The sequence below is a fragment of the Enterococcus sp. C46 genome (genome assembly GCF_040887565.1).
Lineage (GTDB): Bacteria > Bacillota > Bacilli > Lactobacillales > Enterococcaceae > Enterococcus_B > Enterococcus_B lactis.
The window spans coordinates 388066-406478 of the sequence record NZ_JBFOGA010000002.1 but is presented as its reverse complement, the minus strand read 5'-3'; the positions used below and the strand labels follow the sequence as shown (position 1 = coordinate 406478).

Here is an 18413-nt window from a genome sequence, read left to right as displayed (position 1 = left end):
TTATTTCCCTCCTACTGTTCGATCAAACCATTGATTCATACCGCCACGTACATTCACCACATCATAACCAGATTTCTTTAATTCTTTTGCTGCTTGTTTACTCCTCATCCCTGATTGACAAATCACATAAACGGTCTTTTCTTTGTCTCCATCATATCTGTTTATGCCTTGTAATGGAATATTTTTAGCTCCTTTTATATGCCCACCCCGGTATTCTACAGGTGTTCTAACATCAAGTAATACTGGCTTTTCTAAAAGCTTTTCCTTTAATTCTGGGACTGTTATCGATTTTATGGGTTGAAATAACAAACTCATTTTCTGCACCTCATTTATATTTTATAAATACCTTATGGGGTATATTAAACAAGAGCTTTCTTATTCTGTCAACCAGAATGACTCTTCATTTTTTTACTGCTTTTTATATTTGCATAAAATACCGATTAGGGGTATTATCGAGTTATAAAAATGGAGGAGAATGTGCTATGGAGATTGAGAATAAAAATATCCTGAACCGTTTGAAACGTACAGAGGGACAAATTCGTGGTATCCAAAAAATGATCGAAGATGAAAAAGAATGTATGGATGTCATCACTCAATTAAGCGCTGTTCGTTCTAGCATTGATCGCGTAATGGGAATGATCGTTGCAGATAATCTGAAAAATTGCTTTGAAAATCCTGATAGTAATCCAGAAGAACAAGCAGCTAAATTAGAGCAAGCAATCAAGATGATTATTAAAAAGTAAAGGAATGATTTCAATGAAAGTCGTTTTCCATATTGATGAATTAGAAAAATGGTCAGAAACAGGGAAAAACGTAAAAAACCTGATAAAAGCTTCTCCTGAAACGACGATCGTCGTTTCCGTCAACGGCATCGCGATTACCGGTTATCTAGACTCTGCCAATGCAGAATTCTTAAATTTGAAAGAAGTCGTTTTTCACGCTTGTGCGAATGCTATGCGTGCTAATCATGTTTCAGAAAGTTCTTTACCTGAACAAGTAATCGTTGTACCAGCAGGTGTACTTGATTTAGTTGAACTGCAATCCCAAGGTTATGCTTATATCAAGCCCTAGTCAGTAGAGGTTGTGATCCTACCATTTAACTCCGAGTTACAAGAAATAATATTAAAAACAACTTTTCATGTTTTTGGTTTGGTTGGCTTATTATCGAGAAGTAGCTATTGGAAGTCTATTTATCAAAAAAAGGAGTGCGACATAGGTCACACCCCTTCTTTATTTTCTTTGAAACATCTTTCGGTACTCGACAGCATACAAGATAAAAGATTGTAAAAGACCGTAAGTGATGACGGCAAAAATGACTCTCACCCACAGCGTTGGTAATTCTGGGAAAAGCAACAAAAGGATCATGCCAACATAGATGACAGCAGTCGCTACTTTGCCATACCACTTCGCACCACTTAATTTGATATTTTTAGATAGCCCGATTAATCCAGCTACAAACATAAAGCCTTCTTTTATCAAGAATAGACCAAACAATAGCCAAAGCCACGGTCGATACCATGCCATAGACAAAATCAGGAAAAGTTGTGTCAATTTATCTGCAAACGGATCAAGTACCTTCCCTAAGTCTGTTACCTGATTATATCTCCGAGCAATGACCCCATCTAAATAATCAGACAATCCTGAGACAACAATTATCGTGCCTGCTACATAAAACGACTGTCTCAGCACAAAATAAAGATAAATCGGCAGCAAGAGAATACGGAATATCGATAAAAGATTCGGAATCGTTTGGATTTCTTTACGCCAGTTTGTGCTTATTTTCATTTGACCGACCCACCTCCTCAGCACTCTTTTTTATTTTAGCTTACATAGAGAATAAAACCAATGATTTTACTGCTGTTATTTTTTTGCAATCACTGATCATATGAGTTGGTCTGAAATAATCACTTGCTTTTTTCATCTTTTGCTCTTCTTTCTTCCTGTCGTTTACGCATTTCTTTTACTAACGCTTTATGGGCTTTTTTTGATCCTCGCTCTAGGTCACGCTGCTGTTTCCGTGTTTTAAAATCGATAAACAGACTGTCTAAATCGTAACCTGTCGGGTACAGATTTTCTGCTGAACGCACCAGACGAACACGCTGACGAGGCACACGGATCATTTCTTTTTCTAAATATACGGCAATCGTATCTTCACCTATATCCTCATAAACTAATGCTTCTTTTTGGTATTCATTCACAAATATTCGATCGCCTTTTGCAAAGAGCTGGCGTTCTTTTTTATTGTCCTTCCTAGTTATAACTGCTGTCTTAGGAGGAAATTCTTTTTTCTGTGTCCGGTAGGCTTTTTCCTCCAGGTAACGCTCTGCTTGCTGGATCAATTTCATAGACATAGCCATTTTATGTGCAATCCATAAAGCTTGGCTTTCTCCTGTTTCTCCAACACGCAATTGATATTTAGGACGAAGTGCTTCCCGATCGAAAGCCATAGCAGCCGGCACAAAATCTTCATGATCCCTGGCAAATTTCTTAATTTCTCCATAATGGGTCGTGGCAATGATCAATGCCCCCTGCTCATACATAGATTCCATGATTGCAATCGCTAATGCAGCCCCTTCATTTGGCTCTGTTCCACTGCCAATCTCATCCAGAAGTACCAATGTATTCCTTTTTATCTTTTTCAAAATAGCAGCGATGTTTTGCATATGACCAGAAAATGTGCTCAACGCATTTTCTAAATTTTGGTGGTCACCGACATCGACGAAAACCTCATCAAAGACAGCAAGCTCTGTCCCTTCTTTTGCCGGAACTTGCATGCCGAACATCGCCATCAAAGTCAATAAACCGACCGTCTTCAACACGACTGTTTTACCGCCGGCATTTGCTCCAGTGATAATCAAGCCTCGATAGTCTTTACCGATTTCAATATCCAATGGTACCGCATGATCAGGTAAAAATGGATGTCTGCCTTGTTTGATGACGATATGTTCTGATTTATTGATTTTAGGCGTGATCCCATTGATTTCTCGACTGAGTTTTGCCCGAGCAAAAATGATATCTAATACCGTCATCGTTTCGATCAATAAATCGATTGCTTCTTCATTTTCTGCAATAGCACCAGTCAATGCAGCCAGAACTTGATATTCTTCACTGATTTCTTCAGCTTTTAACAATTGATAGTGTTCATTCAGTTTAGAAACCACAGTCGGTTCAATAAAAACCGTCGTTCCTTTGTTCGATTCATCGACGATCGTCCCATCTACTTTATTTTTATAGCTGACTTTGATAGGAATCGTATAATATTCACCTTTTTGAACAATCATTGCTTCTTGGATCATTTCTTTGTTTTTCGGATGACGTAAGAATTTCAGCAATTTTGACTGGATTTCTTTTTCGATTATTTGTAATTGTTTGCGTACTTTACGCAGATTACGTGAAGCATCGTCACTGACTTTATTATTTTTTATTTTTTGGTCAATCAACTCTTCTACATTTATCAAATCAGGAAGATGCTTGCTATAAGCAAACAACAAAGGTGCCTGGTATTGATTCTTATCAAAAAACTTTGTGATCATCTGACTGCTTCTTAGAAAATCCGCATATTCGATCAAATCAGCGGGCGACAGAACCAACCCTTTTTTGACTTGTTCTGTCAGTGTATCGATCCTCGGCAATCCCATAAATGGAACATGCTGACTACTTTCTAAGATCAAGCGTGCTTCTCTTGTTTCTTCTTGACGATCTAAGACGGTTTGTAGGTTTGTCGAGGCCGTCATATTGCTGATTCGTTTTTTGCTATAGTTTCCGATTGCTCTTGCTTGGATTTCCTTTTTGATCCGATCAAATTGTAATTGACTAATCATTTCGTTGTTCATACTCTCTCCTTTTCTTGAAGAGATACCTGTCCCAAAATAAATAAGGGCCTAGAGATAAATAAAAGGATAGAACACAGCTTAAAAAAGTCATGTCCTATCCTCATTAGAATACAAAGATATTGTTTTCCTGACAGGTACCGTTTCATAAGCACACCAAATAAACCTTGTTTATTGGCTATTCGACTTACTGATTAGATACCAGCTACACTCACAAAACATTCCCCATTCTTCTAGGTCTTATTTATTTTCCACTTAACTATAGCAAGACGCCTTTTGATTGTCAAATATTAGTATGTTTTATAGACTTACACCATTAACGAATAGACACCTACCGCGATAATTGCTCCAATCATTGGGCCTGCAATTGGTACCCATGAATATGCCCAATCTGAAGTTCCTTTATTAGCTATTGGCAATACCGCATGTGCTAATCGAGGACCAAAGTCCCGAGCAGGGTTGATTGCGTATCCTGTTGGTCCTCCTAATGAAAGACCGATAGCTAAGATCAATCCACCTACAGCGAATACGTTCGTTCCAGGTGCAAATTCGTTTTGTCCAAAAGCTAGCAACCCAAGAACTAATACAAATGTACCAATTAATTCTGTGATTACATTTGCTGGATAATTCCGTATAGCAGGACCTGTTGCAAACGTACCTAAAATCGCACTTTCATCTTTCGTTGCATTCCAATGTGGCAAATAAGAAAGCCAAACAAGAATGGCCCCTGCAAAAGCTCCTAAAACTTGCGCAATGATGAAAGGAACGACAAGATTCCAACTAATTGCCCCTGTCATCGCCATAGCTAGAGAGACTGCAGGATTCAAATGAGCTGGGCCCATGAATCCAGAAATATAGACAGCCATTGTTACAGCAAGTCCCCAACCAAATGCGATGACAATCCATCCAGAAGCTTGTGCTTTACTTTTGTTTAGATTCACAGCTGCACACACACCATCTCCAAGCAAGACTAGGATCAATGTCCCAATAAACTCCCCCATGATTTGAGTCATATCACTGTTCATTTATTTCTCCCCCTTTAGTTCCCGCAGATCTGATTCTGCGATCAATGCTTCTAAACGTTTAGTCTGTTGCGCTTTCTCTTCTTCTGTCCACCCAAAATACCCAGCAATTGCATCGATCACAGGTTGCTTGATCTCATCCAGCTGATCTCGTTCAAACAACAGATGATTCGTCCGACGAATGAGATAATCACCTGGAGCCAAAACCATTTCTTCTTCTAAGCCATAACGTAACCGAGCTGACTCAGCGAGACTCAAACCAGAATAAGGTGCCATTTCTTTTGCTAATTCAAAGATACGTCGAGCATTAGTCCCGTAAAAATCAGCGATATAAGTAGCATCTTCTTCCTCTAAACCGGCTGCTACTCCTTCTTTTGCTAATTCCTTCACTGTTTCTTCTAATTTCGTTGGATCGAAATTTCCACCTGAAATCTGATATTTTTTAGAGTCGATTTCTTTCGTCTCTATTCCGTATTCTTCTTTTAACAGCTGACGAATCAATCGTAAAGCTCCTTCTGCCATCTTACGGTAATCGGTGATTTTCCCACCTGATAAAGTCAGCAATCCATCTGGTTCTCTTTCTAAAGAACTACCTCTGGAAATCGTAGAAGGTGCTTTTTCATCACGGCTGTTTTCCAAATGGTTTAACACATCTTCTACTTCAGCACGTGAAACTTTATTTTCCTTATATTCACTCACTGTATCAACTACTTTATTGAAGCTCTTATCTGAAATCGATCCATTATCTCCACCATTATAATCAGAACCAGAATTACCAATCAATAGTGGACGAAGTCCTGCCCAGCTTGCTTCGATATCTGCCAATGTGATATTTGCTTCTGGATAGCGATGGTTGATTACATCCAATAGATAATCCACATCTTCTTGTGTGACTTTCGGATCCGTAAAGTCTCCTTGGTAATCCGTATCTGTTGTGCCAAAGTAAGTCTTGTTTTCTCTTGGGATAGCAAAGACCATCCGCCCATCTTGTTTTCCTGTATCGAAGTATGTGGGTTGTGGTACAGGCAGTTTTTTCGCATCTACGACTAAATGGATCCCTTTGGTTGGACGCATTTTAGGAGAGACTGGACGCGTAAAATTCAAGTTCCGTACTTTATCTACCCAAGGACCACTCGTATTGATCACTAATTTTGCTTTGATCTCGATCACTTCATCTGTCAGCAGATCACGAGCTTTGACGCCAACGATTTGATCGCCCTCATATAAGAAGCCAACCGCTTTCATTTTACTTACTAGATAAGCCCCATCTTCTGCAGCTTTTTTGATATTATCGATCACTAAACGGGCATCATTGTTGCGGAAATCAAGGTAAACACCTGCACCTTTTAGTCCTTCTTTTTTCAAAAATGGTTCTCTTTCCAATACTTCTTCTGGTGTCAGGGTATAGTTCTCATATTTAGTTCCTGTCACATTTGCCAGTTTGTCGTAAAGGTCCATTGCTACTTTGACGGAGAACATATTGAAGGTTGTTGCTCCTTCATCTTCATAGATTGGTAAAAGCATTGGATCTGGTTTTGGGATGTGTGGGGCAATACCTTGTACGACTGCACGTTCACCAACTGTGTCAGCTACTACTTCCACATCAAATGTTTTCAGATAACGAATACCGCCATGCACAAGTTTGGTCGAGCGAGAGGACGTCCCTTCTGCAAAATCTTGCATTTCGATCAATCCTGTTTTGATTCCTGATGCTGCTGCTTGGACTGCCACACCGGCACCAGTGATTCCGCCACCGATGATCAACAGATCCAATTCTTCTTGCTTCATTTTTTGAATGCTATCTTGTCTTGTCTTGTTTGAAAACATATGGATTTCCTCCTTATTCAAATGCTTGGGTAGCTTTTACTGCTTTTTTCCAGCCATTGTAAAGTTTTTCTCGGCGCTCTTCCTCCATTTGAACTTCAAATAACTTACCAGCTTCATAAAATTCGCGGATCTCATCTGTATCTTTCCAATAACCGACAGCTAATCCTGCTAAAAATGCTGCCCCTAGTGCTGTTGTTTCCAAATTTTCTGCTCGTTGGATCGGTACATTCAAGATATCTGTTTGGAATTGCATCAGATATTCATTATTTGCTGCACCGCCATCCACTTTCAATACAGGAATATTGATTCCAGTGTCATCTTGCATCGTATCGATGATATCTCTCACTTGATAGGCAATCGACTGCAAAGTAGCTTTAATGATATCTTCTTTTGTCGTTCCACGTGTCAAACCAAACATAGCCCCTCGCGCTGACTGATCCCAATAAGGAGCCCCCAGTCCAACAAATGCAGGAACAACATAGACCTCATCTTCGTTTGTGGAGCGTTTTGCCGCGTCTTCCGAATCACTAGCTTTTTGCAACATTTGAAGTCCATCTCTCAGCCATTGAATCGAAGAACCAGCCACAAAAATACTTCCTTCTAAAGCATAGTACACCTTTCCATTTATGCCGTAACCAATTGTCGTCAATAAATTATTTTTGGATAATTGCGGTTTTTCACCGGTATTCATGACAATAAATGAACCTGTACCATAAGTATTCTTGACCATCCCTGGTTCGAATGCCATTTGTCCGAATAATGCAGCTTGCTGGTCTCCTGCCATCCCTGAAATTGGTGCTTCGCTTCCATAAAAATGATAACCTTGCGTATAACCATAAACTTCTGAGTTAGAAGTAACTTTTGGTAACATCACTCGAGGAATATTCAATAAATCCAAAATTTCCTGATCCCAATCTAGCTGATGGATATTGAACAACATCGTCCGACTAGCATTCGAGTAATCAGTAACATGTGCTTGTCCATCGGTCAGTTTCCATACTAACCACGAATCAATCGTTCCAAACATTAACTCGCCTTTTTCAGCGCGTTCTTGCGCACCTTCTACATGATCAAGAATCCAGCGAATCTTCGTTGCTGAGAAATAGGCATCGATCACTAGTCCTGTTTTTTCGTGGAAAAATTCTTGATATCCTTCATTTTTTAAGTTATCTGCAATTCCAGCTGATTGTCTGGATTGCCAAACAACTGCATGATAGATTGGACGTCCTGTATCTTTTTCCCAGATTACTGTTGTTTCACGCTGGTTCGTTATGCCAATCCCAGCAATCTGATTTGGTTTGATCCCTGATTCGATGAAAGCTCCGGCAATAACTGACTGTACAGAATTCCAGATTTCATTTGCATCATGTTCAACCCAGCTTTCTTGCGGGAAATATTGCGTGAACTCTTTTTGAGAACTGCCGATATGTCTTCCTTTCTTGTCAAAGATAATTGCTCGTGAGCTAGTTGTACCTTGGTCAATCGCCATGATATACGTTGGTTCTGTCATTGTGATTCCCTCCATTATCTGCAAACGCTTTCTTTAACTACTTTTATCATACTACTCATTTAAAAAAAGAAACTGTCAAAATTTTATTCGTTTTTTCTTTTTTTGACAGTTTTTCATTATGATGCTAGTTTTTGATTAATTCTTTTCTTTTTTCAACATTTCTATTCTTCTTTTCAATCGGATAATGTCATAAGGCGACGCAAATTCTGATAGATAATATTCACTCTGTTGCTTGTTTCTCTGACAAAACGTTATGACCAAATCATAGTTTTTTCCTTCTTCATAACTTTCAATCTCAATACCGCTGACTCCTCTCAGTTCTCTGATCAGATACTGTTGGAAAGCAATACGATAAATAGGCAAACTTTCTAAATCGATCCCTATCACTACTGGTTTCGCAATATAAAAATCGATCATCAAAAGAACATTGGCATACTGGATCATCAGATAACTAAGTGCACTGTCTTCGGCGCTTTTCCTTGGCAATTGCTGCATCGCTGTTTCCTGCAGTTTCTCCAATAACTGTGTTAAGGAATGCCCAAGCATTTTTTGCTGCTGCTCCAAAAGCCGATCACGCTCGTAGACTTCGATCTTTCCAACAAAGAAAAACCATTCATTGTTGATTTGTGAAATTTGGTAGCCTACTGCTTTTTCCTCTTTGATTTTCAAACGACGAGGACGATAATGCCATAGCATCGTTTCCCGAATATAAGTATCCAAAACAGCTGTGGGTAACTTTTTGCTCCGTGTCAAATCATATTGATAAAATATTTCTTCGTCTACTATCGAAAAAGAAACAAAAAAGCTGTAAAACATCATTGTTTCGTATACATTCAGTTCTGCTGCTGTTCGACTAAGATGCATCACGATGATTGGATCGATTGCTTGATAAAGCCGATCCGACTGATAGAGTAATTTCTTTTCTTCCAAAGTTGCGTACGTACTTTTTTCATTCAATAGTCTTTTTTTCGTGATCCCGAGCCAGCAAGCAATCTGTGCTTCTGCTGATGCCGTAAACGTCGTTTCTAATACGCGACCCAATCCTAGAATGAATGGTCTTTTTTCTGGTGTATTTTGCAAAAAAAACGGTCGTTGGTCTTCCGGGATATATTGGAATAATTCATAATAAAAATATCGGATCTGTAGCTCTTCTCCGTATAATTGACCGTTTTTGATTTGTAATCCAAATTCCTCTAAGAGCTGGTTCAATTCTTTGATTTTTCGAAAAACAGAAGACTCACTGATATTAAACGCTGTCGCTAATCGAACGATGGATACTTGCTGGTGTTCTAATAAATAGACAAGCATTTTAAACTTCAAGCTTTCCTGTAATAAAAACAAAAGAATTTTTTCCAAACTGACATCTTCGTCCAACACAAGCAGCGCCTGATACTCGTTTCGCTGTACTTCTACTTTTTTTCCCATCATCCGGCCAATCAATTCAATATCTTCCAAATATTGATCAAAAGAAGTTTTTGACAGTTGGACATGCTCTCTCAATCCATTGATAGAGGCTGTTCCCCCTTGCAGAACAAGGTTTCGCAAAATCAGGATCTGTAACTGCTCTTTTCTTTCTAATAATGCTTCAATCTTCATAGGCAGTATTCGCCACCTTTGACCACACCATATCAGGCACACGATATTCTGGCTGGAAAAACAGCTCATGTTCTTCTAACTGTTCGAACGTCCAGCCTTCTTCTACTGCGATTGTCAGTTGGTCAAGAAGATGGAACATTTCTTTTCTGCTTTGGAGCTGTGCTCCAAGAATCTTTTTTTCAGAATCAAATAGGAATTTGATTTTGACTTTGCTTTGGTTTATTGCTGCAAGCTTGTATTCCGCGTACCCTGTTTCAATTTTTTGGGGATAAAAAATGCTTTCTTCTTCTGTCATACCTACGCTTCCTAAGAAATAGCCAAACCACTGATTGCCGACTGGTCGGTAGGTTCCCTGATCCTTTGTCGCGGAGCCGCTAATTGTCTTGCTGACATTTCGCGCTGTACGGACAGCGTTGTTTACTAGAGAAACGTACATTTTTTCATTTGTTGGGCGAAAAGTGACTTGGATTGCATCGCCAATTGCATAGACGTCTTTTTGAGACGTTTGCAAATAGTCATCTACCCAGATCGTTCCATCATCATTCAATGTTAATTGTTCTTCCCACATCTGATTGTCGGGGCGAGAATGGTTAGCCAGCAAAACAAGATCATAGTTTTCCCATCTTCTTTCCGTCTCTACTACAGCGGTTTCATTTTCGGATAAAGATACGACTTGCTCTTCTAAGAAAAGCGATATCCCTTGATTTTTCATTTCCTTTACTAACGGTTCCGTCATTTCAGGGTCTAGGTAACGAAAAAGAATCGACTTTCGACTTTCATAAAGATGGATTTGTGTTTTTCCTGATGCTAACCCTTCAGCTATTTCGATCCCTGCTTGACCTGCTCCAATGATGGCAATTTTTTTTGCATCCATGATCTTTTGCTGAAGAGAAGCTATGTTTTGTATCTTTTTAACTGAGTGAATGAATCTTGCTTCTGCAGGAACATTTCGAAAATTTTGATTTGAGCCAGTCGCCAAAATCAAACGGTCAAAATCCAGTTTGTCTCCGCCTGCTAAAATGACTTTCTTTTCTTCCAATCCTATTACCGTCTTTTCTGTGTAAACATGGATACGATAGCGGTCAATCAGCTCTTCTTTGGTGATCCAAGAAAGTTGTTTTTCACTGGTGACCTTTCCTTTTACTATCAGATTGAATCCGCTGGGAATCCACCCTAACTTCGATTGCTTTTCAATCAAATATATTTCACTTGTTGGTATCAATTGGCGAAGATAAATAGCCGCATGAATCCCTGCAAACGACCCGCCGACAATTACAATGTTCATCTGCATTCCTCTTTCTTATTAAGTGTGCGACTGCCAACATGGGCTGAAATCACAATGTTCTTAAACCATGTTTACTCATTCCTATGATCCATAGCAGCGTAGCAGAACACACTCTCTCCATCCTACCGTGTGACTAGGTCTGCTTCTCAGTAATAAATTAGTTGACCTAATTGAAGAGTATCATTTCTGAAGAGATGTTTCAAAAAATGTACTCTTAGAAAGGCAAAAAACTCGCCTTTTGCGTACCTCTGTCCAAATAGGAAACAGAAAAGAACGAAAAGACGAGTTTTAGCGTGTGTAATGTAATAGTTAGAATAGACCTATCATTTTTATGTTGACAATTTTTAATGCTTTAATGCTTCAACCACTACTTCGCCCAATTGATGAGCAGATTGAGGGTTTTGCCCTGTAAGAAGACGTCCATCGATTTGAACGACTTCTGAAAAAGCTGGACCTGACTGATAGTCAGCTCCTTTTTCTTTCAAAGCATCTTCTGCTAAGAATGGTACTTCATTCGTTGTACCATTGGCTTCCTCTTCTTCATTACTGAATCCAGTCACTGTGCGTCCAGCTAAAATAGACTTTCCAGATTCATCTGTAACTGGCAACAATCCGACAACACCGTGACAAACAGCTGAGACCAGTCCTTCATTTCGATAGATTTGTGAAGCAACTTTCCCAAGATCTGTTGCTTCTGGAAAATCCCACATTGTTCCGTGGCCACCAGCATAATAAACTGCTGCATAATCTTTTGCATCCACATCATCAGGACGTAAGGTATTTCCCAAGGCCCGATTTCTGAAATCTTCATCTTTATAATAGGCCCAATCGATTTCATCCATATTCAAAACGCTTTGCGGTTCTAAAGGTACATATCCACCTTTAGGACTGACAAAATCTGCATCGATTCCATTTTTTACTAATACATCATAAAAATGAGTTAGTTCACTTAACCACAAACCTGTAGGACGCTCGATCTTTTCGTACTTTTCTACATTTGTTAATACGATCAATACTTTCATTTTTCCATCCTCTTTCTATAAAAATTGAGTTATTGATAACGTGCTTTCAAGAAATTATATAATGGACTTGGCAAATAAAGCTCTTTATATGCTTCTTCAAAAGGTTTCGTTACAAATTCATCCTCACGGTTTTCCAATAACTTCTCTGCCCAGTCAGGATCGACGATCATTTGCTGTCCAATTGCTGCAAGTTCTGCATATTTCAGTACTTGCTCTACATCTTTGCGAGTACGGATGCCTCCAACACCAATTAAAGGGATCTTTCCTTGGATCGTGTCGTGGACAGCTTCAAGAATCGACTGATCGCTGTATTTATCAGAACGGGCTCTTCGATCATACGCATTTAATGAAACATGCAGATAATCTAGTTTTGTCTCACGTAATCGTTCAAGAAGCCAGATCGTGTCTTCAAAACGAATACCTGGTGTTTCATATTCTTCTGGTGAGAAACGATACCCTACGATGAATGGTTTTTTTGCATATTTTTCAACCGTTGAGAAAACCGTTGTTAATAATTCGTCAATAAAACGATAGCGATTTTCTAAGCTACCGCCCCATTGATCCTCTCGTCTATTCGAATGTGGAGAGAAAAATTGTTGGATCAAATACGTATTTGCTCCATGCAACTCGATACCATCAAATCCTGATTCAATCGCTCTGCGTGTGGCTTCGCCAAATGCTTGGATTGTTTCTTTGATTTCATTTTCACTTAATGCTCGCGGTGTTTCTGCATCAGGTCGTTCCGCTGCAACTGCACTTGCAGATACAGGCTGTTCTCCGGATAGAGTAGCTCGACTAGTCATTCGTCCACCGTGGAAAATCTGAACAATCGCTTTTGCACCGTCTCCTTGGATTGCTTTAGCTAGTTCACTTAACCGAGAAATCATTTCATCATGAGCGATGCTCAGTTCACCTGGCCAACCTTTTCCGATATCTTGGACATTTGCAGCACCAGTAATAACAGCACCAAGTCCTTTAGAACGTTGTTTATAATAAGTAATCTCATCTTCGGTGATCACACCATTGAAGAAGCTGAGTTGTGTCGTCATAGGCGACAGCATCAATCGATTCTTCAATTGAACTCCTGAAGGTAAAGTAATTGATTGATCAAATTGTGACATTGTTATTCCTCCCATGAATTGCTCTAATTAACCTATCGAGAATCATCTATCATTAAACCACTCGATTAGTTGTACATGCAACTATTTTGCTTAAAAAAATTTTTATTTTTTTTGTAACTTATCTGTTGCTTCATTCATTATCTCGGCTAATTCTTTACTTGCTTCATTTCCCAAGACTGCTTTGTACGACTGATGGAGTTCTTCCCAGCTACCATCGACTTCCTTAGTAAATTGGCGTCCTTGTTCTGTAAGATAAACCAATGACAAGCGTCCTTCGCTAACTGTTTTGACGTATCCTTTATATTCTAATTTTTCAACAAAACGAGCGATTGTTGAAGGCGCAGAATAGAGCATTTGCGCAATATCTTTTTGCGGTATACCATCTTTTTCTTTTAATATCAATAAAATAAATCCATATGTTGGTGCCAGGCCTGTTTTTCTAAATGCTTCATCAGCTAATTTATTCAACATGCGATCAAGCTTTTTCACACTAAAGAAAAGACATTCATCCAACGCTTTTTCAATTGGCTTTTCCATTTCATCCCCTCCATTGGCGTACATATCATAGTATGATTTTTATTTTTTGTCAAAAAACACGGAGTAATGACCGCCTCCTCTGTTTAGTTTTGAGAAAAAGAAGTTGTGACAAAAAATATGTCACAACCTCTCGGTAATACGTTTCAATCAAATAAGCTTTTCTTTATTTTACTTCCACCACAAATGCTTCATATGGTCGTAACTCGACTTTGCCGTCTGGTAACTGTTTCAGAGGATAATTTGACACAATAATCCTTAAAGCTTCACGTGGAACAGTGAACACCTGTTTTTCACTGGACATATTGCAAACAACGAGCCATCGCTGGTCTTCATATATGCGAGAATAGGCAAAGACATGCTCAGGCGTCTTTTCCACTAATTCATAGTCTCCCCAGACGATGATGTCATGTTTTCTACGCAAATCGATCAATTTCTTGTACATATAAAAAACAGAATCTTGATCTGCTAACGCTTCTTCTGCATTGATTTCTTTATAATTTGGGTTGACTCGAAGCCATGGAATTCCAGTAGTAAACCCAGCATATTCACGGGCGTTCCATTGCATAGGCGTCCTAGCATTGTCTCTTCCTTTCGCATTGATTGATTCCAAGATTTCCTCTTTTGTAAATCCAGAAGAAATCCTTTCGTTATACATATTGATTGTCTCAATATCTTTTGCTTCCGCGATATCATCGATTGGGCAATTCGTCATGCCTAACTCTTCTCCTTGATAGATATAAGGGGTGCCTTTCATCATATGGAGCAAGATAGCAAACATCTTGGCACTTTCTTTTCGATACACATCGTCATTTCCCCAACGAGAAACAATTCGCGGAAGATCGTGATTATTCCAAAATAAACTATTCCATCCTTCATCACCTAAAGATGTTTGCCATTTGGATAATACTTTTTTCAGTTCAGAGATACTCAAGGGTTTCAAATCCCATTTGTCTTTGCCTTCTTGCTGATCTAATCCTATGTGTTCGAATTGGAAGACCATGGATAATTCATTTCTTTTAGGATTGGAATAAAGTTTAGCGATTTCGGTAGTTGCTCCCCATGTTTCGCCAACAGTCATCAGATTTTTGTCACCAAAAGTTGCTTGATTCATTTCCTGAAGATACTCATGCAGTTTAGGTCCATTACTTGTGATTTCTTTATCCGGTTCTTTGCCAATCATATCGATCACGTCCATACGAAAGCCACCAATACCTTTATCGATCCAGAAATTCATCATTTGATAAATCTCTTGGCGAACCTGTTTATTTTTCCAATTCAAATCAGGTTGACGCTTGCTATACAAGTGCAGAAAATATTGCCCCGTTTTTTCATCCAACTGCCAAGCAGAACCACTGAATATTGAGCGCAATCTATTAGGCTCTTTTCCATTGACCGGATCACGCCAAATATAATAGTCCCGATAAGGATTTTCTTTATTTTTACGGGCCTCAATGAACCACGGATGTTCATCAGAAGTATGATTCACCACCAGATCCATGATGATACGGATATTTCTTTTCTTTGCTTCTTCAATCAGTTCTTCCATTTCTTCCATCGTACCGAATTCTGCCATGATTGCTTGATAATTACTGATATCATACCCATTGTCATCATTCGGAGACTCGTATACTGGAGAAAGCCAAATTGCATCAATACCTAAATACGCCAGATAATCCAACCTGGAAATAATCCCCTGCAAATCTCCAATACCATCTTGATTTGAATCTTGAAAACTTCTTGGATAGATTTGATAAACAACTGACTGGTGCCACCATTTTTGTTCCATGATTTTCCTCCTATAAATGGATGTTTCTATTTTTTGCTTAATCATTTATTTTAGTCTCTCTCACTAAAAATTGTAACGCTTTCAAATAGCTATTGCACCTTGTTATCGGTAACAGAATAAAACGAAAAAACAGCTGAGGAAATTCCCTCAACTGTTTTTTGAAAGGATTGATTTATGCAGGGAAGAATGCTGATTTCACAACTTCTTTATAAACGGTGTTCACTCAGCTGTCCCTCGGTATTAGCTCAAAAAACGGCAAAATATAAGAAACTATTTTTTTCGTTTTTTTCTCTAATACTCAGGCCAGAACACTGATTTCACAACCTCTTTATAAACGGTGTTCACTCAGCTGTCCCTCGGTATTAGCTCAAAAAACGGCAAAATATAAGAAACTATTTTTTCGTTTTTTTCTCTAATACTCAGGCCAGAACGCTGATTTCACAACCTCTTTATAAACGGTGTTCACTCAGCTGTCCCTCGGTATTAGCTCAAAAAACGGCAAAATATAAGAAACTATTTTTTCGTTTTTTTCTCTAATACTCAGGCCAGAACGCTGATTTCACAACCTCTTTATTTCACATTCAATATCCACATGAATCCCACGAATACAAAGAACAGACCATACATGATTGGAGATACTTCTTTTCCTCTTTTAGCTGCTAACATGGTAATTGGATAGAAGATAAAACCTAATGCAATCCCATCTGAAATACTATAAGTCAAAGGCATGCCGATCAAGATCAAGAATGAAGGGATCGCAATCTCTAAGTTTCCCCATTCGATTTGTCGCAAAGATTGTGCCATCAATACTCCTACCATAATCAATGCTGGTGCAGTTACTTGTGAAGTAACAACTGATAGTAATGGAGAAAAGAACAAGCCTAACAAGAAGAAAATCCCTGTAGTAATAGCTGTGATACCTGAACGTCCTCCAACGGCGATACCAGCTGATGATTCTACAAATGCACCAACAGGAGAAGTACCTAATAAGGAACCCGCAAGCATAGCTGTTGAGTCAGAAGCTAAAGCTTTCCCTACACGAGGCATCTTGTTGTCTTTCATGAAACCTGCTTGGTTTGCTAATCCAACTAAAGTTCCTGCTGTATCAAAGAAAGTCACAAGCAAGAATGTCAGCACTACGACCCACATTTGAAGAGAATTGATGTCCCCTACATGTTTTAATGCAACTAAAAATGTTGGTTTCAAACTTGGTGCTGCGGCAACAATTTCAGAAGGCATTGGAATCAAACCTGTGACCAGACCTAAAATCGTTGTAGCTGCCATCCCGATGAAGATGCCACCTGGTACACGCCGAACAAGCAAGATAGCAGTTACGACTAATCCAAAAATCGTCAACCAAGTAGAACCAACGTTGAGTGATCCTAATCCTACTAATGTAGATTCATTCGAAACGATGATCCCACCTTCGCTCAGACCAAGGAAAGCGATAAATAGACCGATACCGCCAGAAATCGCATATTTCAAATCTGCTGGGATCGCATCAATGATCATTTCCCGCAGTTTGAAGATTGTAATCAAAATAAAGATCAAAGAAGCAACGAATACGCCGGACAATGCTGTTTCCCATGGGATCCCCATCCCTAAACAAACAGAATAAGCAAAGAAAGCATTGATCCCAAGAGCAGGTGCCGTTCCAATTGGATAACGGGCTAATACCCCCATCAAAATACAGCCAATCGCACTGGCTAATGCAGTCGCAGTGAACACCGCTCCTTCATCCATTCCAGAAGCGCCTAATACAGTTGGATTTACAAATAAGATATAGGCCATTGAAATAAATGTCGTAAATCCTGCCAGTACCTCACGTTTTACCGTGGTGTTCAATTTTTCTATTTCGAAGTAGGAAAGTATTTTTTCCTTCATCTTCCATCCCCCTAAATCCGAACATTATAAATAAAGTCCGTTAAAATTTCGATTTATTAATAAAACAACGTGTTTTATCATATACTAAAACAAAACATAAGTAAACAAAAAATTCGGATTTTAAGCAAAATCCGAACGTTCCATCTGATTAAATCCCTTTATCTCAAAGTTCATGAACATTCACTTTGGATTACAAGAATTTCTTTATTGTGTTAATAAAGTTTCTTCATTCTAGTCTCAAAAATCAATAGTGTGATTTGATTTTACCATTTCGTTTCTGTTCTTCTTTGATGAATTCTTTTGTATCGACAGGATTCAGATTATTTAGTCCGCCAAAACCTGTATCGACCATTTTTCCCCAGCCTTTTGTCTTCTTTTTTCCTGATTTGAGATTCTTTGCTCGAAGCTTCTCACTATGTTTTGCTCGCCGATACTTCAAATAACCTTCTAATCTTCCCATTAGATCCACTGTTTTTCCTCCTTTTTATTCAATCAGACGACTCAGCTTTTCCTATAACAAAATAATTGCCTTCAGGGTCCGAAAAATTGAAAGTCAAGACGCCATTGTTGTCTGTGATTTCTCCTGGTTCTTCCATGTTCTCGTAGATAGTTTCAAATTCATCCGTAAAAAAGACTAAAGAAGGCGGTGGTCCTAATACCTCTGGTGAAAACTTCTGCACAAATACTTTTGGGAATACGCCTAATTCTAATTCTTTTGAGATGCTGAGTACAATACTCTTAAATTCTTCTGGCAATTCGATTGTTTCAGAAATTTCTGCACCAATTTTTTCTACAAAGAATCGGCAAATCATCTCTACGTCATTGACATAAAGCATCACACGTGTTTTTTGTATCATCGTTTGACCCTTCTTTCTATTTGATTTTCTTTCCTGTCTATAAACTGATTCCATTATATCACGAAAGCGCAAACACCTTGTGTTTGATACTATTCAAGAAAAATAAAGCAATAGTTACTAGGATTGCTTTCCTCCA

General features: G+C 38.8%; 17 protein-coding genes. 2 read left to right on the top strand and 15 right to left on the bottom strand.

What is annotated here, in order from left to right:
- A complete protein-coding gene (locus AB3I27_RS05155; RefSeq protein ID WP_002316644.1) occupies positions 1–315 on the bottom strand; it encodes a rhodanese-like domain-containing protein in 315 nt (104 codons plus the stop codon).
- Between the two features lie 167 nt (positions 316–482).
- Here AB3I27_RS05155 and AB3I27_RS05150 point away from each other — a divergent pair, with 167 nt between their 5' ends.
- Together AB3I27_RS05150 and AB3I27_RS05145 are read left to right on the top strand one after the other, a co-directional pair.
- On the top strand, positions 483–743 hold the full coding sequence (locus AB3I27_RS05150; RefSeq protein ID WP_002292566.1) for a metal-sensitive transcriptional regulator: 261 nt from the start codon (positions 483–485) through the stop codon (positions 741–743).
- Positions 744–756: 13 nt separating this feature from the next.
- Positions 757–1071 carry a DsrE family protein gene (locus AB3I27_RS05145; RefSeq protein ID WP_002330734.1) on the top strand — a complete coding sequence of 105 codons (315 nt, stop codon included), beginning with the start codon at positions 757–759 and terminating at the stop codon, positions 1069–1071.
- Positions 1072–1230: 159 nt separating this feature from the next.
- On the opposite strand, the gene AB3I27_RS05140 is transcribed toward AB3I27_RS05145, so the two are convergent.
- The 14 genes from AB3I27_RS05140 to AB3I27_RS05075 form a co-directional block, all read right to left on the bottom strand.
- A complete protein-coding gene (locus AB3I27_RS05140) occupies positions 1231–1785 on the bottom strand; it encodes a CDP-alcohol phosphatidyltransferase family protein (protein WP_002310692.1) in 555 nt (184 codons plus the stop codon).
- 119 nt (positions 1786–1904) lie between these two features.
- Entirely contained in the window at positions 1905–3833 is a 1929-nt protein-coding gene (locus AB3I27_RS05135) for a mannonate oxidoreductase (protein WP_104760320.1), read from the bottom strand.
- A gap of 305 nt (positions 3834–4138) precedes the next feature.
- The gene (locus AB3I27_RS05130; RefSeq protein WP_002292560.1) at positions 4139–4855 is read right to left on the bottom strand and encodes an MIP/aquaporin family protein; all 717 of its coding nucleotides are present in this window, start codon (positions 4853–4855) and stop codon (positions 4139–4141) included.
- Entirely contained in the window at positions 4856–6679 is a 1824-nt protein-coding gene (gene glpO, locus AB3I27_RS05125; RefSeq protein WP_025478097.1) for a type 1 glycerol-3-phosphate oxidase, read from the bottom strand.
- A 13-nt stretch (positions 6680–6692) separates the two neighbouring features.
- Positions 6693–8189 (bottom strand): glycerol kinase GlpK, encoded by a 1497-nt coding sequence (glpK, locus tag AB3I27_RS05120; protein WP_002314031.1) that lies wholly within the window; start codon positions 8187–8189, stop codon positions 6693–6695.
- Between the two features lie 135 nt (positions 8190–8324).
- Positions 8325–9785: a helix-turn-helix domain-containing protein gene (locus tag AB3I27_RS05115; RefSeq protein ID WP_002316639.1), complete on the bottom strand. Its 1461-nt coding sequence runs from the start codon at positions 9783–9785 to the stop codon at positions 8325–8327.
- Positions 9775–11070: an FAD/NAD(P)-binding oxidoreductase gene (locus AB3I27_RS05110; protein ID WP_104760321.1), complete on the bottom strand. Its 1296-nt coding sequence runs from the start codon at positions 11068–11070 to the stop codon at positions 9775–9777. Before AB3I27_RS05110 ends, AB3I27_RS05115 begins: the two co-directional genes overlap by 11 nt.
- A gap of 344 nt (positions 11071–11414) precedes the next feature.
- The gene (locus AB3I27_RS05105) at positions 11415–12092 is read right to left on the bottom strand and encodes a type 1 glutamine amidotransferase domain-containing protein (RefSeq protein ID WP_002310684.1); all 678 of its coding nucleotides are present in this window, start codon (positions 12090–12092) and stop codon (positions 11415–11417) included.
- Positions 12093–12121: 29 nt separating this feature from the next.
- Positions 12122–13213 carry an NADH-dependent flavin oxidoreductase gene (locus tag AB3I27_RS05100; protein ID WP_104760322.1) on the bottom strand — a complete coding sequence of 364 codons (1092 nt, stop codon included), beginning with the start codon at positions 13211–13213 and terminating at the stop codon, positions 12122–12124.
- Positions 13214–13315: 102 nt separating this feature from the next.
- Positions 13316–13750 carry a MarR family winged helix-turn-helix transcriptional regulator gene (locus tag AB3I27_RS05095; protein ID WP_002310682.1) on the bottom strand — a complete coding sequence of 145 codons (435 nt, stop codon included), beginning with the start codon at positions 13748–13750 and terminating at the stop codon, positions 13316–13318.
- A 163-nt stretch (positions 13751–13913) separates the two neighbouring features.
- Positions 13914–15536 carry an alpha-glucosidase gene (locus AB3I27_RS05090; protein ID WP_104760323.1) on the bottom strand — a complete coding sequence of 541 codons (1623 nt, stop codon included), beginning with the start codon at positions 15534–15536 and terminating at the stop codon, positions 13914–13916.
- A gap of 570 nt (positions 15537–16106) precedes the next feature.
- Positions 16107–17420, bottom strand: a complete 1314-nt coding sequence (locus tag AB3I27_RS05085) for an NCS2 family permease (protein ID WP_104760350.1) — start codon at positions 17418–17420, stop codon at positions 16107–16109.
- A gap of 244 nt (positions 17421–17664) precedes the next feature.
- Positions 17665–17889 carry a hypothetical protein gene (locus tag AB3I27_RS05080; protein ID WP_002294687.1) on the bottom strand — a complete coding sequence of 75 codons (225 nt, stop codon included), beginning with the start codon at positions 17887–17889 and terminating at the stop codon, positions 17665–17667.
- 19 nt (positions 17890–17908) lie between these two features.
- A complete protein-coding gene (locus AB3I27_RS05075) occupies positions 17909–18331 on the bottom strand; it encodes a VOC family protein (protein WP_002349820.1) in 423 nt (140 codons plus the stop codon).
- Positions 18332–18413 lie beyond the last annotated feature (82 nt).